This is a genomic window from Streptomyces sp. SLBN-8D4 (assembly GCF_049739545.1).
Taxonomy (GTDB): Bacteria; Actinomycetota; Actinomycetes; order Streptomycetales; family Streptomycetaceae; genus Streptomyces; species Streptomyces canus_C.
The window spans coordinates 4,002,248-4,022,036 of sequence record NZ_JBMGQC010000001.1; the positions used below are offsets into that span (position 1 = coordinate 4,002,248).

At 69.0% G+C, this 19,789-nt stretch carries 22 protein-coding genes and 1 pseudogene; 12 read left to right on the top strand and 11 right to left on the bottom strand.

Annotated elements, in window-relative coordinates:
- The first annotated feature begins 54 nt into the window (after window positions 1–54).
- The 3 genes from RKD20_RS17780 to RKD20_RS17790 all read left to right on the top strand — a co-directional run bounded on the left by RKD20_RS17780 (window position 55) and on the right by RKD20_RS17790 (window position 1,294).
- Window positions 55–255, top strand: coding sequence for a hypothetical protein (locus RKD20_RS17780; RefSeq protein WP_424878595.1), 201 nt, complete (start codon window positions 55–57; stop codon window positions 253–255).
- 141 nt (window positions 256–396) lie between these two features.
- Window positions 397–537, top strand: coding sequence for a hypothetical protein (locus RKD20_RS17785; protein ID WP_424878596.1), 141 nt, complete (start codon window positions 397–399; stop codon window positions 535–537).
- A 133-nt stretch (window positions 538–670) separates the two neighbouring features.
- Window positions 671–1,294 (top strand): histidine phosphatase family protein, encoded by a 624-nt coding sequence (locus RKD20_RS17790; RefSeq protein ID WP_424878597.1) that lies wholly within the window; start codon window positions 671–673, stop codon window positions 1,292–1,294.
- Between the two features lie 12 nt (window positions 1,295–1,306).
- On the opposite strand, the pseudogene RKD20_RS17795 reads toward RKD20_RS17790, so the two are convergent.
- Window positions 1,307–1,482 (bottom strand): annotated as a pseudogene (locus tag RKD20_RS17795) (ATP-binding protein); the annotation flags it as partial.
- Window positions 1,483–1,590: 108 nt separating this feature from the next.
- Between RKD20_RS17795 and RKD20_RS17800 the strand changes: the two are divergent.
- Window positions 1,591–2,466: an SMI1/KNR4 family protein gene (locus RKD20_RS17800; protein ID WP_424878598.1), complete on the top strand. Its 876-nt coding sequence runs from the start codon at window positions 1,591–1,593 to the stop codon at window positions 2,464–2,466.
- Here the strand turns inward: RKD20_RS17800 and RKD20_RS17805 are convergent.
- Together RKD20_RS17805 and RKD20_RS17810 are read right to left on the bottom strand one after the other, a co-directional pair.
- On the bottom strand, window positions 2,421–3,311 hold the full coding sequence (locus tag RKD20_RS17805; RefSeq protein ID WP_424878599.1) for a hypothetical protein: 891 nt from the start codon (window positions 3,309–3,311) through the stop codon (window positions 2,421–2,423). The two genes, RKD20_RS17800 and RKD20_RS17805, sit on opposite strands and share 46 nt — an antisense overlap.
- A 33-nt stretch (window positions 3,312–3,344) precedes the next feature.
- Window positions 3,345–3,758 carry an ATP-binding protein gene (locus tag RKD20_RS17810; protein ID WP_424878600.1) on the bottom strand — a complete coding sequence of 138 codons (414 nt, stop codon included), beginning with the start codon at window positions 3,756–3,758 and terminating at the stop codon, window positions 3,345–3,347.
- A gap of 202 nt (window positions 3,759–3,960) precedes the next feature.
- Here RKD20_RS17810 and RKD20_RS17815 point away from each other — a divergent pair, with 202 nt between their 5' ends.
- The 4 genes from RKD20_RS17815 (at window position 3,961) to RKD20_RS17830 (ending at window position 7,837) form a co-directional block, all read left to right on the top strand.
- Window positions 3,961–4,797, top strand: a complete 837-nt coding sequence (locus RKD20_RS17815; RefSeq protein ID WP_424878601.1) for a helix-turn-helix domain-containing protein — start codon at window positions 3,961–3,963, stop codon at window positions 4,795–4,797.
- 8 nt (window positions 4,798–4,805) lie between these two features.
- A complete protein-coding gene (locus RKD20_RS17820; protein ID WP_424878602.1) occupies window positions 4,806–4,994 on the top strand; it encodes a DUF397 domain-containing protein in 189 nt (62 codons plus the stop codon).
- 66 nt (window positions 4,995–5,060) lie between these two features.
- Window positions 5,061–6,020 (top strand): hypothetical protein, encoded by a 960-nt coding sequence (locus RKD20_RS17825; protein ID WP_424878603.1) that lies wholly within the window; start codon window positions 5,061–5,063, stop codon window positions 6,018–6,020.
- A gap of 17 nt (window positions 6,021–6,037) precedes the next feature.
- The gene (locus tag RKD20_RS17830) at window positions 6,038–7,837 is read left to right on the top strand and encodes a M16 family metallopeptidase (RefSeq protein WP_424878604.1); all 1,800 of its coding nucleotides are present in this window, start codon (window positions 6,038–6,040) and stop codon (window positions 7,835–7,837) included.
- Here RKD20_RS17830 and glmS read toward each other — a convergent pair.
- Both glmS and RKD20_RS17840 read right to left on the bottom strand, forming a co-directional pair.
- Window positions 7,824–9,671: a glutamine--fructose-6-phosphate transaminase (isomerizing) gene (gene glmS / locus RKD20_RS17835; RefSeq protein WP_424878605.1), complete on the bottom strand. Its 1,848-nt coding sequence runs from the start codon at window positions 9,669–9,671 to the stop codon at window positions 7,824–7,826. The genes RKD20_RS17830 and glmS overlap by 14 nt on opposite strands.
- Before the next feature lie 327 nt (window positions 9,672–9,998).
- Window positions 9,999–10,529 carry a hypothetical protein gene (locus tag RKD20_RS17840; protein ID WP_424878606.1) on the bottom strand — a complete coding sequence of 177 codons (531 nt, stop codon included), beginning with the start codon at window positions 10,527–10,529 and terminating at the stop codon, window positions 9,999–10,001.
- A gap of 570 nt (window positions 10,530–11,099) precedes the next feature.
- Here RKD20_RS17840 and RKD20_RS17845 point away from each other — a divergent pair.
- The 3 genes from RKD20_RS17845 to RKD20_RS17855 all read left to right on the top strand — a co-directional run bounded on the left by RKD20_RS17845 (window position 11,100) and on the right by RKD20_RS17855 (window position 13,249).
- A complete protein-coding gene (locus RKD20_RS17845) occupies window positions 11,100–11,240 on the top strand; it encodes a CbrC family protein (RefSeq protein ID WP_424878607.1) in 141 nt (46 codons plus the stop codon).
- 93 nt (window positions 11,241–11,333) lie between these two features.
- Window positions 11,334–12,302 (top strand): type I pantothenate kinase, encoded by a 969-nt coding sequence (gene coaA, locus RKD20_RS17850; protein WP_424878608.1) that lies wholly within the window; start codon window positions 11,334–11,336, stop codon window positions 12,300–12,302.
- Between the two features lie 26 nt (window positions 12,303–12,328).
- Window positions 12,329–13,249 carry a DUF389 domain-containing protein gene (locus tag RKD20_RS17855; protein WP_424878609.1) on the top strand — a complete coding sequence of 307 codons (921 nt, stop codon included), beginning with the start codon at window positions 12,329–12,331 and terminating at the stop codon, window positions 13,247–13,249.
- A gap of 85 nt (window positions 13,250–13,334) precedes the next feature.
- Here the strand turns inward: RKD20_RS17855 and glmM are convergent, their stop codons facing one another.
- The 3 genes from glmM to rplM form a co-directional block, all read right to left on the bottom strand.
- On the bottom strand, window positions 13,335–14,693 hold the full coding sequence (glmM, locus tag RKD20_RS17860; protein WP_424878610.1) for a phosphoglucosamine mutase: 1,359 nt from the start codon (window positions 14,691–14,693) through the stop codon (window positions 13,335–13,337).
- Between the two features lie 190 nt (window positions 14,694–14,883).
- On the bottom strand, window positions 14,884–15,405 hold the full coding sequence (gene rpsI / locus RKD20_RS17865; protein WP_007384094.1) for a 30S ribosomal protein S9: 522 nt from the start codon (window positions 15,403–15,405) through the stop codon (window positions 14,884–14,886).
- A gap of 42 nt (window positions 15,406–15,447) precedes the next feature.
- Complete coding sequence (gene rplM, locus RKD20_RS17870; protein ID WP_028807835.1) at window positions 15,448–15,891, bottom strand: 50S ribosomal protein L13; 444 nt, start codon at window positions 15,889–15,891, stop codon at window positions 15,448–15,450.
- Between the two features lie 325 nt (window positions 15,892–16,216).
- Here rplM and RKD20_RS17875 point away from each other — a divergent pair, with 325 nt between their 5' ends.
- Window positions 16,217–17,107, top strand: coding sequence for a hypothetical protein (locus RKD20_RS17875; protein ID WP_424878611.1), 891 nt, complete (start codon window positions 16,217–16,219; stop codon window positions 17,105–17,107).
- A gap of 34 nt (window positions 17,108–17,141) precedes the next feature.
- Here RKD20_RS17875 and RKD20_RS17880 read toward each other — a convergent pair whose 3' ends face one another.
- Genes RKD20_RS17880 through RKD20_RS17890 form a run of 3 tightly spaced genes read right to left on the bottom strand, consistent with a single transcriptional unit; the run spans window position 17,142 to window position 19,766 of the window.
- On the bottom strand, window positions 17,142–17,669 hold the full coding sequence (locus RKD20_RS17880; RefSeq protein ID WP_424878612.1) for a GtrA family protein: 528 nt from the start codon (window positions 17,667–17,669) through the stop codon (window positions 17,142–17,144).
- A gap of 8 nt (window positions 17,670–17,677) precedes the next feature.
- Window positions 17,678–18,433: a polyprenol monophosphomannose synthase gene (locus RKD20_RS17885; RefSeq protein WP_424878613.1), complete on the bottom strand. Its 756-nt coding sequence runs from the start codon at window positions 18,431–18,433 to the stop codon at window positions 17,678–17,680.
- Entirely contained in the window at window positions 18,423–19,766 is a 1,344-nt protein-coding gene (locus RKD20_RS17890) for a UDP-glucose dehydrogenase family protein (RefSeq protein WP_424878614.1), read from the bottom strand. The genes RKD20_RS17885 and RKD20_RS17890 overlap by 11 nt, the downstream gene beginning before the upstream one ends.
- Window positions 19,767–19,789: the final 23 nt, after the last annotated feature.

Genomic DNA, 19,789 nt, shown 5'->3' on the forward strand with positions numbered 1-19,789 from the left:
GGTGTCGGGGTCGGTCTCCCGGAGTTCCTGAAGGGCGCTGCTGATCGCCTCCAGATGGCGTCGCAGGCAGGGTTACGGGCGTGCGCCAAGGCGGAGAGCACGGCCAGGGCGAGGTTCTTCGCCGCGGTCCTGGCGTCCGTGATCACCGGCAGGTTGTCGGGCCCTGCCACCAGCGGATACACCCGCAGCGCCGTCCAGCCGCGCGCGCCGCAGTCGAAGGGTCCGGCCGCCCACTTGGCCGTGGGCCCGTCCTGACAGACCACGAGCAACAACACGGGCAGCCGAAACTTCGCCTGGAGATAGGCAACGTAGTACGCCCAACTCGCCTCTTTACCTGCGACCTTGCCCGACTGCGACTCGATGGCGAGCAGAAAATCCTCCCCGTCGGACGGGCCGATGCGCAACACGGTGTCCACACGCCGCTCCAGCGGCCGGGTCTCCGTCACGTCGGTCGTGACGGCGTCCACGGTCGCCTTCGCGGACAACGGGACACCCAGCATCTCGAACACGGACCCCAGGATCTCGGGCCGCTCCTGAAAGATCCGGTGCATGCCCTCGTGAGCTGATGTGACCATGAGCGCAACGTAAGTCGATCATCGAAAGGACGATGCTGAAATACGGAGTACGTTCAACCTTTCGAGCGCATGTTTGACGCGTAGAGGAGCCTGAGATGACCGGCACGGCCACCCGTTACCTCTATCTCGCTCGGCACGGTGAGGCGTTGTCTGACGAGAGCGGACTGACGGAGGCGGGTCGGCAGCAGGCGACACTGCTCGGTCGGCGCCTTCGGGGCATCCCCTTCACGGCCGTCCACCACGGTCCGCTGCCACGGGCGGTACAGACCGCCCGGCTGGTCCGCGACCAGCTGAAGAACGTCCCCGCACTCGTCTCAGAGGTCGCGGGCGACTACGTTCCCTACGTACCCCCCAGGGACGAACTCCCGCCCGAAGCAGCCGACTTATACCTTCGCTTCCTCGCCGACACCACCGACGACGAGCGCGAACAGGGCGCCTCGCTGGCCCGCCAGGCACTCGACCTCTTCACCGGACCCGTGCCCGGCGGGGACGACCGACACGAACTGGTCGTCACCCACAACTTCCTCGTCGCCTGGCTCGTCCGGGACGCCATGCACGCACCCAAGTGGCGCTGGCTCGGCCTCAACCACGCCAACGCGGCGCTCACGGTCATCCGTTACGCGCCCGGCCGAGCGGCCTCCGTCCTCGTCTCCAACGACATGCGCCACCTGCCCGCCGAACTGCGCTGGACGGGCTTCCCTCCCGAGTCGCGCATCTGAACCGACCCCTTCAGCCGCAGCCAGCTCGCACCACACGCACTTCCCCCGATTGCCTGCCTGGCCAACGGCTGCTGCCACCCCCACAGGTCGGCGCACGCCTTCACCAACGCCAGCCCTCTCACCTCCTCCGCCTCCCGCAACAGATCCAACTCTCCCGGCGGCTGCGGCGGTTCGGGGTTCGCGTCCCACGGGCGCCAGGGGGCTGGGACGGCGGCCTCGGAAGTCACTCCTCCGCGATCACCACGACGGCCGACCCAGGCGGCACCGCCGAGTACGGCTACGACGCCGACGGCAACATGACGGCGCGCAAGACCATGGCAGGCATCGCCTCCTACGGATATGACAGCGTCGGCCGTATCGACTGGGTCCAGGACTCCATCACTCAGTCGCTTTCCAAGCCAGATCAACCGCTCTTAGGGAACAGAGAAGACGTGGAAGTGCAGAACCTGCTCATCGAGCTGGCAACCCAAAGGATTCGCGAATACTTGTCCGAGTCCCCGGTTTTCGGACTTGTGCCGCGCCTGTACCCACCTGCAACGGACCAACAGATCACTGAGCTCAGCTCATTCGCCGGACAGGAGCTGGAGCAGCGATACAGGGAGTTCCTCTCCTTGACGGACGGCATGGACAGCTTCTTCCCGGACATGCGGATTCTTGGGTGTCGGGACTGGCTGCAGGAGAACCCAGAGAAGGTATCTCTTCAATTCCTGCAGATCATCCGAGAGTCGGGAACCCCGGTCGATGCACGCTTGCCGGAAGACATTGAACTGTTTCCCGTCGCGATCGACGGTGACGGAGCTAAAGGGATCTTCATGTTGCAAGCACCCACAGTGCTGACGGAGAGATTCTGGTGGGTGGGCGAAGGAGACAGTATGTTCTTCGGCGATTTCTCACTCGTGCTCGCATACAGCGTGAATATCGACTCGTATTCCCCTGGGGGATCCATCGCGCAGGACAAGAAATCCGCCAGGGTGGACTACAGGCGAAAAGTTGAGACGGGTGCCTGGCGGCCCGAGCCGGTCGAGGCGATCGCTCCCGCCACGATGCCCAGCCAGGCTGCCAAGAGTCGAGCCGTACAGCGAGCGGCCGGGGGCGCCAGGCGCTTCATTCCGCCCTGGCCCGTCCCTCAGCTCCGGCCTTCGGCGAAGAGATCCTCCGCCCTCGACGCGTGAACCGCCCGCTGGGCCCACACCTCGAGCTGGTCCAGGTCGGAGCATGCCTCCACCCGGTTCCGCACCGAGTCCGGAACCAGGATGCCCCGCCACTCCAAAATCTGCAGCGTCATCTGAACGCGATCACGGATCATGCCCTCCTCGCGTCCCTCCGCGCGCACCTGCTCCGCCAGCGGGTGCCGCCAGAAGTAGTTGATCGCCGTCATCAGGTCCCTCCACATCTGCTGGGCCTGGGGGTCCGCCAGGCATGAGTCGACGAACTGCACGAAGACCGCGGCACTGTCCGCGTCGATGGTCCGCAGGGCGGCTGCCAGGGACTCCAGTATGACGGCGGAGTTCCGGCCCCGGCCATGTGTCATCGCCGAGAGCACCGCAAGGGGTACATCCCTCTCCGCCTCCCGCTCGTCCGCGATGACCGGCACATTGTCCGGGCCCAGCACCAGGGGGCGCACGGTCAGCGAAGGGCATCCCCGCACCCCGAGATGGATGGGCTGCGCCGCCCAGCGAGCCGTCGCACTGCTCTGCGTGACGACGATCAGGACGGGATCGCAGCGGTATTTCTCATACAGATAGCTGAGGCAGTACGGCCAACTGCCCCACTTGCGCTGGTCCGGTTCACCCTGCGACTCCACGACCAGGAGGTACACCCCCTCGGCCGTCTCCGCCCGGAGCAGCGTGTCCACCCGACGCTCGACCGGCTCGACCTCGGTGAGATCGACGTTCATCGCGGCGAATACACGCGGCTCGGGAATCGGCACACCCAAGACCTGCTGCAGCGCCCGGGTCAGAAGCGCCGGATCCTTCTGGAAGATCCGGTGCATCGCCTCATGCGACGAGCTGACCATCACCTCTCCTTTCCATACGAGGTGATCAACGAGCTATGCCCCGACCAGGTCACACCACACGAGTTTTCCCCGGCTGCCGTTCCTGGCCAACGGCTGCCACCCCCACAGGTCGGCGCACGCCTTCACCAACGCCAGCCCCCTCCCCTCCTCCGCCTCCCGCAACAGGTCCAACTCCCCCGGCGGCTCAGGAGGTTCAGGGTTCGCGTCCCACGCCCCGATCCGCAGCACCCCCGCCGACCGACGCACCCGCAGCGCGGCCGGTCCCTTCGTATGGCGTACGGCGTTCGACACCAACTCCGCCGCGAGGAGCTCCGCGGTGTCCGTGAGGCGGATCAGGCCGTGCATCGTGAGGATCAGGCGGAGGGTTCGGCGGGCGACGGTGACGGCTCGGGGGTCGTTCGGGATGTACAACGTGTACTCCCAGGGCTCGGGCTCGTTTTCGGGCATGCGTCAACTCCGTGTCCGTGATGGGTGATTGGGCGCGGTGGCAGTGCCGAGGCCGTCATGGCAGGACGGATCGGTGCGCTTCCGCAGCGTGATCGCTATGTCACCGACGGTAGGGCTTTCATGTAATACATGGCAAGTGGATCGCGTAATCTGCCCCCGAACGAGCCACGTCAGCAGGCATGTTGAACCAAGGAGCAAACCGATGGTCCTGAGGCGCGAACCAACCGCGCGTCAAATTCGCCTGGGGGTCGAGCTGCGCAGGCTGCGCGAGGGGGCCGGCCTCACCACCATCGAGGCAGCAGCGCTCCTTGGGGCGAATCGAGTCCAGATCACCCAGATCGAGTCCGGACTCGCCGGCGTGAGCGACGAGCGGCTACGCCGCCTCGCATCCCACTACGACTGCACGGACCAGGAGTTCATCGACGCCCTTGCCACTATGGCCACCGACCGGACGCGCGGCTGGTGGGAGGAGTACCGAGGACAGCTGCCCACCTCGTTCCTCGACCTCGCGGAGCTGGAACACCACGCAGCGTTCCTGCACGAGGTGGCGATCCTGTACGTGCCGGGGCTGCTCCAGACGGAGGACTACGCCCGGGCCGTCTTCTCGGCCAGGGTGCCCGAACTCACCCACGACGAGCTCGCGTTGCGCGTCCAGCACCGCATGAAACGCCAGCAGATCACCCTGGCGTACGAGTCGGTGATCCACGAGTCGGCCCTGCGCATCAGGGTCAGTGACCGCGCCGCCTCCCGGACCCAGCTCCGTAAGCTCCTCGAACTTTCCGACGCGGACAACATCACCATTCGCATCATCCCCTTCGACCTGGACGGCTTCGCTTCGGCCGCCAGCACCATGACGTACGCCGGTGGCCCCCTTCCCAAACTGGACACCGTGGTGCGCGACGTACCCCATGGCTCGGCCTTCATCGACTCCGAGGCCCAACTCACCGCTTTTCGAACGCGCTTCCGTAAGGTGGAAGCCGTAGCACTCGACCCCGGCCCGTCGCGCGACTTCGTCAACCGACTGGCGAAGGAGCTGTGAGGCCCCCTATGGAGAACTGGCGGAAGTCGTCCTACTCAGGTCCGGACGACGGCAACAACTGCGTCGAGATCGCACCCCACCCCACCCACATATCCATCCGCGACTCCAAGTCCCCCACCCGAGCCACCCTCACCCTCACCACCCCCACCTTCACCGCCTTCATCAACGCCCTCAAGCGCTCACCCAAAACCCGGTAACCCCGCGTAACCCCTCCTGCTAGCCTGCGCAGCACCGCGTATCGACCAGGCCAGGGGGACCGTCGTATGGGCGAAAGTACTGTCGGCGGGGCCAGACCACTGCTGACCGACCCGTTCGACGCGGTGCCCGCGCTCGCCCCGCTGCGGGCCGCCGCGTGGGACGGGGACTGGGCGGCCACGCGGGCGTTCTTCGAGGAGATCCCCGCCACCGATGCCGAGGACGTCTCCTTCGCGGCAACGCTCCTCGCCGGGGTCGACCGGACCGAGTGGTATTTGGAGAAGGCGGCGAAAGCGGAGCCCGCCGACCCTCTCCCCCGCACCCTCCTCGCCGAGCGGTACATCCACCTCGGCTGGCGCGCCCGGGGCCGCGGTCTCGGCAAGGACGTCTCGCGGGACCAGGCCGAGTTGTTCCAGGACTGGCTGCGCAAGGCGGAGTTGCTGCTGATCGAGGTGTGTGCGGAGCATCCGGCGTACGTCCCGGCGTGGACCGCCCGGCTGGCGACCGCCCGCGGGCTGGTGCTGGGGCAGTCCGAGGCCCGGCGGCGCTACGACCGGCTGGCGGAGCACCACCCGCACCACGTCCGCGCGCAGTCGCGCCTGCTTCAGCAGCTGTGCCCCAAGTGGGGCGGTTCGTGGGAGGCCGCGCACGGCTTCGCGCAGGAGTGCGTGAGCGCCGCGCCGGACGGTTCGCACGCCGGCGTCCTGGTCGCCGAGGCCCACATCGAGCACTGCGCCGAGCTGGAAGGCGCCCAGGCCAGGGAGTACCTGCGGAACGTATCGGTGCGCGACGAACTGCGCCACGCCGCCCGCGCGTCCGTCCTGCACGCCGCCCACCGTCGCGACTGGCAGTGGACCGAGAGCCACAGCGCCTTCGCGCTGGCCTTCTCCCTCGGCGGCCATCTCGGCGACGCCGCCCGGCACTTCGCCGCCCTGGGCGACACGGTGTCCGAGTCCTTCTGGCGGAACGTGCCCGACTGGAAGACCCGCTTCACGGAGTTCCGTACCGCCGCGTCGGCGACGCTCTGAGGGAGACGACACCCGACATGACCACACACGAGCACCCGCCCGCCCCGGAACTCGACGCGCTCAACGCCCTGGACGGCATCGTCCGCCACACCACCGTCGACGGCATCCCGACCCTCTTCGCCCCGCGTCCCGGCGAGATCACCGCCGGTCTCGCCTTCCGGGTGGGCCATGCCGACGAGACGCTGCCCACCGCCGGCATCACGCACCTCGTCGAACACCTCGCCCTGTTCCACCTGGGCCTGTCCGACCTGCACTACAACGGCGCCACAGCGAGCACGTACACCCTCTTCCACGTCACCGGCGACGAGACGGAGGTCGTCACGTACCTCAACAGCGTCTGCGCGGCTCTGCACGACCTCCCGATGGACCGGCTGGAGACGGAGAAGGAGATCCTGCGCACGGAGGCGGGCAGCCGCGGGCAGGGGCCCATGTCCCAGATGCCGCTGTGGCGTTACGGCGCCCAGGGCTACGGCCTGTCCAGCTTCGACGAACTCGGCACCCGGAGCCTGACGGCCGACCAGGTGCGCCACTGGGCCGAGACCCGTTTCACCCGCGACAACGCCGTACTGTTCCTCACCGCGGACCGCGTACCGGACGGCCTGGACCTCGCCCTGCCCGCCGGCCACCGCTTCCCCACCCCTGCCCCGTCCAGCGCGCTCCCCGTCACCCCCGCCTACCTCCGCGGCGAGGACGGCCACCTCGTCTTCACCTCCGTCGTGCGCCGCTCCACCGCGGCCGCCGTGTTCGCCGAGGTGCTGGGCCGCGCCCTCTTCCAGGACCTGCGCCAGAAGGGCGGCTACTCCTACTCGGCGGAGGCCGACTACTCCTCGCGCGACGCCGACTTCGCCACCCTCACCGCATACGCCGACGCGCTGCCGCAGAAGCAGGACGCGGCGGTCGGCGGCTTCGTCGACGCCTTCGCCCGGCTGCGCGCCGGCCGGATCGAGCAGGCCGAACTGGACTCCGCGCGCGGGAAGTTGCTCAAGCGCTACGACGTCCCCGACCTCGGCGCGGCCCTGCTGCCGTCGTACGCGCTGAGCTTGTTGACCGGCCACCGGATCCTGACTCCCGAGCAGCACAGGGACGAACTCAGGGCGGTCGGGATCGAGGACCTGGGCGAGGTGGCCCGCGAGGCGTGGGACGGCGGGCTGCTCCAGGTACCGGCCCGGGGCGCCGAGTGGGCAGGCCTCACCCCGGCCCCCCGCTTCTCGCCGTCCGGGGTCTCCGGCACCCTGCACCCGTCCCTGGAGGACGACGACGTCACGCTGATCATCGGAGCGGTGGGCGTGACGCTGTCCACGCCGGGCGGGCTGGGCACCGTGCGGTACGACGCCTGCGCCGCGATGACCACCCGCCCCGACGGAGCCCGCTGCCTGACCGGCCTCGACGGATTCCGGATAACCGTGGAGCCGACCCTGTTCGGGGACGTCACGGCCGAGCGGATCGCCGTACTGGACAAGGCCGTTCCCGCCGCCGCGGTCGTCCCCCTCCCGGCCCGCCCGGCGGAGGAGATCCCCCAGCCCCGGGAACGGACGGCCCCCGGCGCGCGGACCCCGACCGGCGGCCGGAAGCGGTCCGAGGGCCGGAAGCGGTCCGGGGACCGCAAGCCGGCGGCCGGGCGCGTGACGGGCCACTTCGTCCTCGTGACCGCGCTGGCCACGCTGTGGCCCGTCCTCCTCGTCGCCCTCGTCGTCAACGGGATCAAGGACTCGTCCCCGATGGGACTCGCGGCGATCGCCGGATGCGCGCTGGAGTTCCTGCTGATCCGCGCCGCCCGCAACCTGTACCGCACCGGGCAGCCGACTACTCCACAGTGACCGACTTCGCCAGGTTCCGGGGCTGGTCCACCTCGTTCCCCCGGGCGGTGGCCAGCTCACAGGCGAACACCTGCAACGGCACGGTCGCCACCAGCGGCTGCAGCAGGGTCGGAGTGGCCGGAATCCGGATCAGGTGATCGGCGTACGGCACCACCGCCTCGTCCCCCTCCTCCGCGATCACGATCGTCCGCGCTCCCCGGGCCCGGATCTCCTGGATGTTGGACACGATCTTGTCGTGGATCACCGACCGCCCCCGAGGCGACGGCACCACCACGACCACGGGCAGGTCTTCCTCGATCAGGGCGATCGGCCCGTGCTTCAGCTCCCCCGCCGCGAAGCCCTCGGCGTGCATGTAGGCGAGTTCCTTGAGCTTCAGCGCGCCCTCCAGCGCCACCGGATACCCGACGTGCCGCCCGAGGAACAGCACGGTGTTCTTGTCGGCCAGCGACCGCGCCAGCTCCCGCACCGGCTCCATGGTCTCCAGCACCCGCTCGACCTCACCGGAGATGTGCGAGAGGTCCCGGATGACGGCGGAGATCTCGTCACCCCACTTGGTGCCCCGCACCTGCCCCAGGTACAGCGCCACCAGGTAACAGGCCACGAGCTGCGTCAGGAACGCCTTCGTCGACGCCACGGCGACCTCGGGCCCCGCGTGCGTGTACAGCACCGCGTCCGACTCCCGGGGGATCGTCGAGCCGTTGGTGTTGCAGATCGCGAGCACCTTCGAACCCTGCTCGCGGGCGTGCCGCAGTGCCATGAGCGTGTCCATGGTCTCCCCGGACTGGGAGATGGCGATCACGAGGGAGCGCGGTCCGAGGATCGGGTCCCGGTAGCGGAACTCGCTCGCCAGCTCCACCTCGCAGGGGATTCGGGTCCAGTGCTCGATGGCGTACTTGGCGATCATCCCCGCGTGGAAGGCCGTACCGCAGGCGACGATGACGACCTTGTCCACCTCGCGCAGCTCGGCGGCGGAGATCCGGACCTCGTCCAGGGTCAGGGAGCCGGCCGCGTCGATACGGCCGAGCAGCGTGTCGGCGACCGCCTTCGGCTGCTCGGCGATCTCCTTGAGCATGAAGTAGTCGTAACCGCCCTTCTCGGCGGCCGAGGCGTCCCAGTCGATGTGGAACGAGCGGACGTCGGCGGGGCGGCCGTCGAAGCCGGTGACGGTCACCCCGTCCCTCCGCAGCTCCACGACCTGGTCCTGGCCGAGCTCGATCGCGGAGCGGGTGTGCGCGATGAACGCGGCCACGTCGGAGGCGAGAAAGGCCTCGCCCTCACCGACTCCGACGACGAGCGGCGAGTTCCGCCGGGCGCCGACCACGACGTCCGGCTCGTCCGCGTGCACCGCGACCAGCGTGAACGCCCCCTCCAGCCGCCGGCACACCAGCCGCATCGCCTCCGCGAGGTCGGCGGTCGCGGAGAACTCCTCGGCGAGCAGATGCGCGACGACCTCGGTGTCGGTCTCGGAGGCCAGCTCGTGTCCGCGCTCCTCCAGCTCGGCCCGCAGCGCGGCGAAGTTCTCGATGATCCCGTTGTGGACGACCGCGACCCGCCCCGCGTTGTCCAGGTGGGGATGCGCGTTGGCGTCCGTCGGCCCGCCGTGCGTGGCCCACCGCGTGTGCCCGATCCCGGTGAGCCCGGTCGGCAACGGCCGGTCCACCAGCTCCTTCTCCAGATTGACCAGCTTCCCGGCCTTCTTCGCCGCCGCCAGCCCCCCGTCCGCCGCCACGACGACACCGGCCGAGTCGTACCCCCGGTACTCCAGCCGCTTCAGCCCGGCCATCACGACATCCAGCGCCGACTGCGACCCCACGTATCCCACGATTCCGCACATGCGCGGCAGCCTAGGGGGCGGGGGGCGCCGGATCACGGCACTTCGTGCCCGAATCCGGATATCGCGGCAGGGGCGAGAACGAGCCAACCGTTCCGCCACTCCCCCATCACCCTCACCGACTCACCACAGAAGAACCACAGGATTTCCTTGCCTCCAGGGGTCTCGCGCCCTCTCGTGAGAGCGCCCGACCTGGGGCGGCTTCGCGCCAGGCAGCGGAAAGCCCTTGCCCGTACTCCCGACCACCTGCCTAAAGTGGCCCCGCTTGACCGGATCATGACCAATCCGGGCGGGCTTGCACGTCAGTCAGCGACCGGGGGAACGGTGTCGCTACGGGGGAGGGACTTTCTGTGCCGCAGTACCTGCAATCCGCGCGTCCCACGCCCGCCTGCCGAAAGCGCCCCTGACGCCCGGCAAGACGAGGCCCACTCGCCAGTTCTTCACGGCCCCTGAGCCGCCATCAGCAGGCTCCCGGTCGATTCCTTGCGACGAAAGGGATGCGCTCTTGCGTTTCAGACCACCTGCCTTCCTGAGATCGACATCAGGAAGACGAGGGTTTTCGCCCGTTTCCTTGTGAGCACGGTCGCGATGCTGGCCACACTCGCCGTTCGGCCCGACCTCGCGGGACTCCTCGCGGGTGACGCCACGACCCGTTCCAGCGACGGACCGGAGGACTGGTTCGAAACCACGTCCGACGAGCAGTTGCGCTTCGACCAATGCTTGATGGCCGATGCCGTACGTCTGGGCGGGCCGGGCATGTACGGCCTCGCCCAGGACGCCCTGAACCAGACGCCAGCGAAGCTGCGCGAACTCGCCGCCATGGACGGCGGCGGGTTCGACGGTCCCCTGCTTCAGGCCCATGAGAAGGACGAGAGCGCCTGGAAGGCCAACTGGGAGCGTCTCCACGCGAAAAGGAACGCCTGGGAAAAGCCCCTCGACGGCCTGGCGACCCCGCGCGGGTTCAGTGACTCGACCTTCCACGATGTGCCCGGCCTCCACGACGACGGCGAGGACTTCTACGACCAGACCGGCTGGGCAAGTGGGCCGGCGGCCCCGACTGGAACGAAGATTTCACCTTCTACGATCCCACCCCCAAGGCCGATGACAAGACCCTCAAGGCCGTCAAGGACCTCGGTACACCCCTTTACGGCGAGAATCCCTACGACCCGTCCCTCCCGGCCGGGGAGCGGGACCGGCAGTACCACGAACAGCGGGCGTTCGAGGCGCTGTTCGACTCATTCCACGGCAAGGGTGCCGACGACGCCCGTCTCCTCCTGGCCTCCGGCGGCTTCCCCCGTACCGCCCCTCAGCCGGGCACTGTCGAGTACCGCATCGCCGTAGAGGACATGAAGACCCGCTTCGCCTCAGCGGCGACGGCGCCGAGTTCCTGGGCCGGCCGGGGCGAGGGAGCTCGAAGGGTGCCCGGACGCCGTGGAGCACCTGCGCCGGCAGGGACCGCAGGACGGTTTCGAGTCCGTCCTCGCCTCACTCGACAAGGACGGACAGCCCACCGCATACCTCTTCCGCTGCCGCGCCTGCGCCACCCACCTCGCCTACGCGGATTTCACGTGACGAGAGCCGCGACCGCGCCCCGCGTGACGCACCCCACCCCCCACCCCGTTCAAACTCCGTTAACAATGGACTGTGATCTCTCCGGTCTCCCCGATGCCCCGGAGCGCCCACCGGCACAAGCCGGAGGCGACTCCCTACGTCGATCTCACCCGCTCAGAGTGGAGTGCGCTGCGCGAGAAGACGCCGCTCCCGCTGAACGCCGAAGAGGTCGAGAAGCTGCGCGGCCTCGGTGACGTGATCGACCTCGACGAGGTGCGGGACATCTACCTCCCGCTGTCCCGGCTGCTGAATCTCTACGTCGGCGCCACGGACGGCCTCAGAGGCGCCCTGAACACCTTCCTCGGCGAGCAGGGCTCCCAGTCCGGCACCCCGTTCGTCATAGGCGTCGCGGGATCGGTCGCCGTGGGCAAGTCGACCGTCGCCCGCCTCCTTCAGGCCCTGCTGTCCCGCTGGCCCGAGCACCCGCGCGTGGAGCTGGTCACGACCGACGGCTTCCTGCTCCCCACCCGGGAGCTGGAGGCGCGCGGGCTCATGTCGCGCAAGGGGTTCCCCGAGTCGTACGACCGCCGCGCGCTGACCCGGTTCGTCGCCGACATCAAGGCGGGCAAGGGCGAGGTCACCGCCCCCGTCTACTCCCACCTGATCTACGACATCGTCCCGGACCAGCGGCTCACCGTCCGCCGCCCCGACATCCTGATCGTCGAGGGCCTGAACGTCCTGCAGCCCGCCCTGCCCGGCAAGGACGGCCGTACCCGCGTCGGTCTCGCCGACTACTTCGACTTCAGCGTGTACGTCGACGCGAGCGCCGAGGACATCGAGCGCTGGTACCTCAGCCGGTTCAAGAAGCTCCGCCGGACCGCCTTCCAGGACCCCGACTCGTACTTCAGGAAGTACACCCAGGTCTCGGAGGAGGAGGCCGTCGACTACGCCCGCACCCTCTGGCGCACCATCAACAAGCCCAACCTGGTGGAGAACATCGCCCCCACCCGCGGCCGCGCCACCCTCGTCATCCGCAAGGGCCAGGACCACAAGGTGCGCAAGCTCAGCCTCCGTAAGCTCTAGAAACCCCCGCCTGTTAAATAGGCGCCATGCTGCATCTGCGCCTGATCACCCCGGCCGAGAAGACCGACGACGTGGTCCGCCTGATCGAGAGGACGGTCGGCGCCACGCACCTCGTCGTCGTGCCGGGCGCCGCCCGCAACCCGGCGGGCGACGTCGTGATGTGCGACGTGGCCCGCGAGGCCGGTGACGAACTCATCGGCGAGCTGCGGAAGTTGGAGCTCGACAGGACCGGCTCCATCGCCGTGGAGAACATCGACCTGTCGCTGTCCAAGCGCGCGGACAAGGCCGAGGACGAGGCGCCCGGCGAGGGCGTGGACGCGGTCCTGTGGGAGCACCTGACGGACGCGACGCACGAGGAGTCGACCCTCTCCGCCACCTACCTCGCGTTCATCACGCTGGCCACGATGATCGCGGCCTGCGGTGTGGTGCTCGACAACGCGATCCTGATCGTGGGCGCGATGGCGGTGGGCCCGGAGTTCGGCCCGCTGGCGGGCATCTGCACGGCGATCGTCCAGCGGCACCCGCGGCTGGCGCTGCGCTCGCTGATCGCCCTGTTGGTGGGGTTCGCGGCGGCGATGGCGGTGACGGTCGGCTTCACCTGGCTCATGGACGCCCTGAATCTCTTCCACATGTCCGACCTGGAGGGCGACCGTCCCAACACCGCCTTCGTCTACGCCCCCGACCCATTCTCGTTCGTGGTGGCGGTCCTGGCGGGGATCGCGGGCACGCTCTCCCTGACCTCGGCGAAGTCAGGAGCCCTGGTGGGAGTGGCCATCTCGGTCACCACGGTCCCGGCGGCTGCGAACGCGGCGGTCGCCCTGGCCTACGGCGACATGGATCAGACGGTGGGTTCGACGAACCAGTTGCTGCTGAACCTGCTGGGCATCGTCCTGGCAGGCACTCTCACCCTGCTGACCCAGAAGTGGCTCTGGCGAAAGCGCCCCTGAAGGGGCGCGGGGAACGGCGCGACAAGCCACGGCGCTCCCGCGGCCCGCGATACACGCCAACCCCCCGCCCCTGCCGGGCGATTGCTCAGCCGAGCGCCGACTTCACGGCATCGGCGAGCCGCCCGGCCACAGACCTGGCCTGATCGATGTCCGCGGCCTCGACCATCACCCGCACCAGCGGCTCGGTGCCCGACGGACGCAGCAACACCCGCCCGGTCTCCCCGAGTTCCCGCTCCGCGTCGGCCACCGCGGAAGCCAGCTCCGCGGACGTCGACACCCGGGACCGGTCCACATCAGGCACGTTGATCAGGACCTGCGGCAACCGCTCCATCACAGCGGCCAGTTCCCGCAACGACCGCCCGCTCTCGGCAACGCGAGCCGCGAGCATGAGCCCCGTCAGCGTGCCGTCACCCGTGGTCGCGTGATCCAGGATGATGACGTGCCCGGACTGCTCACCGCCGAGGGCGTACCCGTGCTGCTTCATCTCCTCCAGCACATACCGGTCCCCCACAGCGGTCTGGACGAGCCGGAGCCCCTCCCGCTCCAGGGCCAGCTTGAACCCCAGGTTCGACATCACCGTCGCGACGACGGTGTCGGACCGCAGCGCCGACCGGTCCCTCATCGCCAGCGCGAGGACCGCCATGATCTGGTCTCCGTCCACCTCCTCGCCGGTGTGGTCGACGGCCAGACACCGGTCCGCGTCCCCGTCGTGCGCGATGCCGAAATCGGCACCGTGCTCGACCACGGCGGTCTTCAGCAGCCCGAGATGCGTGGAGCCGCAACCGTCGTTGATGTTGAGCCCGTCCGGCTGGGCACCGATGGTGACGACCTCGGCGCCGGCCCGGGAGAACGCCTCCGGCGACACCCGGGCGGCAGCGCCGTGCGCCTCGTCGAGGACGATCTTCAGCCCGTCGAGGCGGTTCGGCAGTACGGCGATCAGATGCGCCACGTACTTGTCGAAGCCCTCGGTGTACTCGCGGACCCGGCCGACGCCGCCGCCGGTCGGCCGCTCCCAGGGTTCACCGCCCTTGTGCTCCTCGTAGACGGCCTCGATGCGCTCCTCCAGCTCGTCGTCGAGCTTGTGCCCGCCCCGCGCGAGGAACTTGATGCCGTTGTCGGGCATGGCGTTGTGGCTGGCGGAGAGCATGACGCCGAGGTCGGCGCCGAGCACACCGGTGAGATACGCCACCGCGGGCGTCGGCAGCACGCCGACCTTCAGCACGTCCACACCGGCGCTCGCGAGGCCCGCGACCACGGCGGCCTCCAGGAACTCCCCGGACGCGCGCGGGTCCCGTCCGACCACGGCCGTCGGCCGGTGGCCCTGGAACGTACCCGCCTCGGCCAGCACATGCGCCGCCGCGACGGACAGACCGAGCGCCATCTCGGCCGTCAGATCCGCGTTCGCGACACCGCGCACGCCGTCCGTGCCGAAGAGTCGTCCCACTTGTCCTCCTGAGGAAGCGTCAGTTACGGAGATCATCCGATCACATGAGCCTTTGAGCGCCTTGTGCCGTTATACGCCTGAGGCTGTGATAAACGAACGCCCCGGCGGCACTGTGGCGTGCCGCCGGGGCGAACGGACGTACTGCTGGCTCGTGGGAACGAGCAGGTACGAGCAGAACAGGCAGCGAAGATTAACGCTTGCTGTACTGCGGGGCCTTGCGGGCCTTCTTGAGACCGGCCTTCTTGCGCTCGACCGCACGGTCGTCGCGACGGAGGAAGCCGGCCTTCTTGAGGGCGCCGCGGTTGTTGTCCACGTCGGCCTCGTTCAGCGCGCGGGCGACACCGAGACGGAGCGCACCGGCCTGGCCGGAGACACCGCCACCCGCGATGCGGGCGATGACGTCGTAGCGGCCCTCGAGCTCGAGCACCTTGAAGGGCTCGTTGACTTCCTGCTGGTGCACCTTGTTGGGGAAGTAGTCCTCAAGGGTGCGACCGTTGATCTTCCACTTGCCGGTGCCCGGGACGATCCGGACGCGGGCGATGGCGTTCTTGCGACGGCCCAGGCCGGCCGCGGGCTGCGGGTCGCCGAAGCGGCCCGCGAGCGACTCCGAGGTGTACTCGCCCTCGACGGGGACCTCGGACTCGGTGGTGTAGCTGTCGATGTCGACGATCTCTTCGCCCTCGACGGGCGTCTCGACGGTGGTCTCGGCCACGATTCTCCTCAGATTCTGTTCAGTCTTAGGGGGTGGCCGGACTTACTGCGCGACCTGGGTGATCTCGAACGGCACCGGCTGCTGCGCAGCGTGCGGGTGCTGGTCGCCCGAGTAGACCTTCAGCTTGGAGAGCATCTGACGGCCCAGGCTGTTCTTGGGGATCATGCCCTTGATGGCCTTCTCGACGGCCTTCTCGGGGTTCTTGTCGAGGAGCTCGTCGTAGCGGACGGAGCGCAGACCACCCGGGTAGCCGGAGTGGCGGTACGCCATCTTCTGGGTCCGCTTGTTGCCCGACAGGTGCACCTTGTCGGCGTTGATGATGATGACGAAGTCGCCCATGTCCATGTGCGGGGCATAGGTCGGCTTGTGCTTGCCACGGAGGAGGTTCGCGGCAGTGGTAGCCAGACGGCCCAGGACGACGTCCTGAGCGTCAATGACGTGCCACTGGCGAGTCACATCGCCGGGCTTAGGGCTGTACGTACGCACTTCGCAGCCTTCTTCTTCAGTGGATGGGTGCTGAGACATGGCATCACTGAAGCGATCGTGCAGCTGGGGACGACAATGGCCGGGGCACTGCCCGTATGCCGCCCACTGGTAACTGCTCCAGGGAACCTAGGTAAAGGTCTCTCGCGTGAGAACGAGGGAGCCAATACACAACGAAGATGCAGGATACCCGGGGTCCCCCGGACGGGTCAAAACGAGGCCCTCGCAGCCCCTCCGCGGCCGAGATGTGCACGGGTGCCGGAAAGGTCCCGAGGCCAGTGTCCACGGGCCCGACAGCACCTCCCGTACCCCGTCTAAGATGCGCCCCATGAGCTTTGGGCAGCAGGGGGGACCCCCGTCCCAGTGGGATCCCTGGAAACCGCAGTCACAGCAGCCGTGGAGCAGCGGCGGGGGCGAGCAGACCCCGGACTGGGCCGCGCTCGCCGAGGCCTCCGAGATCCGCAACAGACGGCGCCGGCTGTTCTTCATCGTCGGCGGTGCGCTCGCCACGGTCGCGATAGGCACCGCCGTGGCGATGGCCGTCGTGTCGGCGAGCGGGGGTGACGACGAGGCGGACAAGCCGACGTCCTCGCTGCCGGCCGCCGCGATCCCCAGCGCGACCGGGACCGCCCCGTCGTTCGCGCCGACCAGCGCCCCGCCGCCGCTGGACCCGAAGGACTTCATCGCCAGCAAGGCCAAGGACACGGCCCCGCTCAGCGCCAGGATCCTCTACCCGGGCACCCAGCTGACCATGGGCTCGACGGTGTACAAGAAGGGCACGACCTCCGACACGAAGAACTGCGCCGCGGCCGACACCGTCCAGGCGAGCCTCGGCAAGATCCTCAAGGCCAACGGCTGCACCCAGTTCATGCGCGTCAGCTACACCAAGGACGGCGTCTCGGTGACGGTCGGCGTGGCCGTCTTCGACACGGAGGCCCTGGCGGCTAAGGCGAAGGGCCAGGTCAACACCAAGAAGGACATCGTCAAGTCGCTCTCGGGCGGCGCGGTCAAGCCCTTCTGCAACTCCGCGATCTGCCGCACCACCTCGAACTCCTACGGCCGCTACGCCTACTTCACCATCGCGGGCTTCGCCGGCGGCAAGAACGTCACGGAGAAGGACACCGCGGTCTTCAGCATCGGCAACAACCTGGCGGAGTTCACCTTCCGCCAGATCCACCGGCGGGGCGAGGCCCAGGCGTCGACGGCCGCGGGCGAGTGACCCGGCGCGCCTCGGCGCGCCGGGTCCGGTTCCTTCAGGTCCGCTCCCAGGAGCCGCTCAGAACGGGCTCGGGATACGGCATGACGGGTTCCGGCGGGCTGTCGGCCGTCCGCCGGCCCCCGGCCGCCCTGAAGACCCAGGTGCGGTAGGACCAGAAGCGGAACAGAGTCGCCACGCCGATGCCCAGGAACTTGCTGACGTTGGTGGCGAGCGTGCCGTCCCAGCCGAACCCGTAGGTCGTGGCATAGAGAACCGAGTTCTCGATGACCAGGCCGATCGCGCTGAACAACAGGAAGAGGGTCAGCTCCTTCCTGCGGCTGTTGCGGTCCTCCTGGTCCCGGTTGCGGTACGCGAAGTACCGCAGTCCGAGGTAGTTGCTCAGGATCGCGACGACCGTGGCCAGGACGCTCGCCCGGACGGTCTGCCACTGCGTGACGGTCCTGATGAGGTTGAAGACCGCGAGGTTGACCACGAAGCCCGACGCACCGACCATGCCGAACTTCGCGATCTCGCGGTACAGCTTCCCGAACCTGGAAGGAAGCGCGTGACGTCCGCTGCTCACCGTCCCGCTCAACCCCGTCGGTTGCGCAGTCGCAGCCGTACCGGCATCACCGCCGACTCGATCTGCGTCGAGAGGCTCATCTTGGAGACGCCCTCGGTGCGCTCCTCGAAGCGGATCGGAATCTCCACGGCGCTGTGCCCGGCCCGGACGGCCTTGAACTTCAGCTCTACCTGGAAGCTGTAGCCGGCGCTGTCCAGGGTGGCGAGGTCGACGTCCCGCAGGGTGGCCGCCGACCACAGGTTGAAGCCGGCGGTGATGTCCCGGATCTTGGTGCCGAGCACGGTCCGGGCGTACCGGTTGGCGAAGCGCGACAACAGGACACGGTGCCTGCCCCACTCCTCGTCCAGCGAGCCGCCCTCCACGTACCGGCTGCCGACGACCAGGCCGACCCCGGACGCCACGGCCGTACCGAGCATGCGTGGGACCGCTTCCACCGGGTGGCTGCCGTCGGCGTCCATCTGGACGACGTACGCGGCGCCCTCGTCCAGCGCGGCGCTCATGCCGGCGACGTAGGCGCGCCCGAGCCCGTCCTTCTCGGTCCGGTGCAGCACGCTCATCCGGCGCCGCCCGTCCCAGTTGTACTTCTCGGCGAGCTCCTCGGCGATCCGTCCGGTCCCGTCCGGGCTGGAGTCGTCGACGATCTTCAGATGCAGCCCCTCGATCGGCAGGCCGAGGACCAGCTCGGCCATGCGCGGCAGGTTCGCCGCCTCGTTGTAGGTGGGCATCACCACGGTGACGCGGTCACCCCCCAGGTCATACGTCATTTCTTTCCCTCCCCTGAGGACCCCGAAGGGGTTCCCTCCCGACGAGCGCGGGTCTGCCCAGCGCCCGGAAGTGCCAGCCCGCCGCGGTCCAGCGGCCCGCGTCGAGTACCCCGCGGCCGTCCACGATCCGCGGACGGCTCACCAGCTGTGCGGCCCGCTCCGGGTCGATCTCCCGGAACTGCGGCCATTCGGTCAGATGCAGCACGAGATCGGCTCCCCTGAGCGCATCCTCCGCCGACATCGCACAGCCGAGGAGCGGGAACGCCTTGCGGGCGTTGTCCAGCGCCTCGGGGTCGTACACCGTGACATCGGCGCCGTCGAGACGCAGCCGGGCGGCCACGTTCAGCGCGGGCGAGTCACGGATGTCGTCGGAGTCGGGCTTGAAGGCCGCGCCGAGCACGGCGATCCGGGCCCCCAGGACCGAACCCCCGCACAGCTCGCGCGCCACGTCGACAACCTTGTCGCGGCGGCGCATGTTGATCGCGTCGACCTCCCGCAGGAAGTCCAGCGAGACCCCCAGTTCCCCGGCGCGGTGCGCGAAGGCCCGGATGTCCTTGGGCAGACAGCCGCCGCCGAAGCCGATGCCGGCACGCAGGAACTTCCGGCCGATCCGGTCGTCGTGGCCGATCGCCTCGGCGAGGACACCGACATCGCCGCCCGCGGCCTCGCAGACCTCGGCCATCGCGTTGATGAAGGAGATCTTGGTGGCGAGGAACGCGTTGGCGGCCGTCTTGACCAGTTCGGCGGTCGGGAAGTCGGCGGTGACCAGCGGGGTACCGGCGTCGAGGACGGGGGCGTACACCTGGCGGAGGATGGTTTCCGCGTGCGAAGACCGCACCCCGAACACCAGCCGGTCCGGCCGGAGAGTGTCCTCCACGGCGAAGCCCTCGCGCAGGAACTCCGGGTTCCAGGCCACCTCGACCCGCTCGTGCGCGGCCGCCAGCCGCTCCGCCGTCCCCACCGGCACGGTCGACTTTCCGACCAGCAGGGCCCCCTCGGCCGCGTGCTCGGCGACGGCCGCGAAGGCCGCGTCGACGTAGGTCAGGTCGGCACCCTCGGAGTGCTTGCGCTGCGGGGTGCCCACACACACGAAGTGCACCTCGCCGAAGGCCCCGGCCGCCGCGTAGTCGGTGGTGAACCGGAGCCGTCCGCTCGCCGTGTGCTTCGCGATCAGCTCCGGCAGCCCGGGCTCGTGGAAGGGCACCCGGCCCGCCCGCAGCGCGGCGACCTTGTCGGGGTCCACGTCGACCCCGAGCACTTGGTGTCCGAGCTCCGCCATGCAGGCGGCGTGGGTGGCGCCGAGATAGCCGGTGCCGATGACTGTGAGCCGCATGGGTACGGCCTTTCGTGAAGACA

What these genes read in the sequence shown, in the direction of transcription:
- RKD20_RS17875 (WP_424878611.1), top strand. Translation starts at nt 16,217, where the DNA reads ATGAGCTTTGGGCAGCAGGGGGGACCCCCGTCCCAGTGGGATCCCTGG.
- RKD20_RS17855 (WP_424878609.1), top strand. Translation starts at nt 12,329, where the DNA reads ATGCTGCATCTGCGCCTGATCACCCCGGCCGAGAAGACCGACGACGTG.
- RKD20_RS17800 (WP_424878598.1), top strand. Translation starts at nt 1,591, where the DNA reads ATGACGGCGCGCAAGACCATGGCAGGCATCGCCTCCTACGGATATGAC.
- RKD20_RS17785 (WP_424878596.1), top strand. Translation starts at nt 397, where the DNA reads ATGCGCAACACGGTGTCCACACGCCGCTCCAGCGGCCGGGTCTCCGTC.
- RKD20_RS17840 (WP_424878606.1), bottom strand. Translation starts at nt 10,529, where the DNA reads ATGGGCCTGAAGCAGGGGACCGTCGAACCCGCCGCCGTCCATGGCGGC.
- RKD20_RS17825 (WP_424878603.1), top strand. Translation starts at nt 5,061, where the DNA reads ATGGGCGAAAGTACTGTCGGCGGGGCCAGACCACTGCTGACCGACCCG.
- RKD20_RS17810 (WP_424878600.1), bottom strand. Translation starts at nt 3,758, where the DNA reads ATGCCCGAAAACGAGCCCGAGCCCTGGGAGTACACGTTGTACATCCCG.
- RKD20_RS17820 (WP_424878602.1), top strand. Translation starts at nt 4,806, where the DNA reads ATGGAGAACTGGCGGAAGTCGTCCTACTCAGGTCCGGACGACGGCAAC.
- RKD20_RS17805 (WP_424878599.1), bottom strand. Translation starts at nt 3,311, where the DNA reads ATGGTCAGCTCGTCGCATGAGGCGATGCACCGGATCTTCCAGAAGGAT.
- coaA (WP_424878608.1), top strand. Translation starts at nt 11,334, where the DNA reads ATGCCCCGGAGCGCCCACCGGCACAAGCCGGAGGCGACTCCCTACGTC.
- RKD20_RS17830 (WP_424878604.1), top strand. Translation starts at nt 6,038, where the DNA reads ATGACCACACACGAGCACCCGCCCGCCCCGGAACTCGACGCGCTCAAC.
- RKD20_RS17890 (WP_424878614.1), bottom strand. Translation starts at nt 19,766, where the DNA reads ATGCGGCTCACAGTCATCGGCACCGGCTATCTCGGCGCCACCCACGCC.
- RKD20_RS17815 (WP_424878601.1), top strand. Translation starts at nt 3,961, where the DNA reads ATGGTCCTGAGGCGCGAACCAACCGCGCGTCAAATTCGCCTGGGGGTC.
- RKD20_RS17885 (WP_424878613.1), bottom strand. Translation starts at nt 18,433, where the DNA reads ATGACGTATGACCTGGGGGGTGACCGCGTCACCGTGGTGATGCCCACC.
- glmS (WP_424878605.1), bottom strand. Translation starts at nt 9,671, where the DNA reads ATGTGCGGAATCGTGGGATACGTGGGGTCGCAGTCGGCGCTGGATGTC.
- RKD20_RS17780 (WP_424878595.1), top strand. Translation starts at nt 55, where the DNA reads ATGGCGTCGCAGGCAGGGTTACGGGCGTGCGCCAAGGCGGAGAGCACG.
- RKD20_RS17790 (WP_424878597.1), top strand. Translation starts at nt 671, where the DNA reads ATGACCGGCACGGCCACCCGTTACCTCTATCTCGCTCGGCACGGTGAG.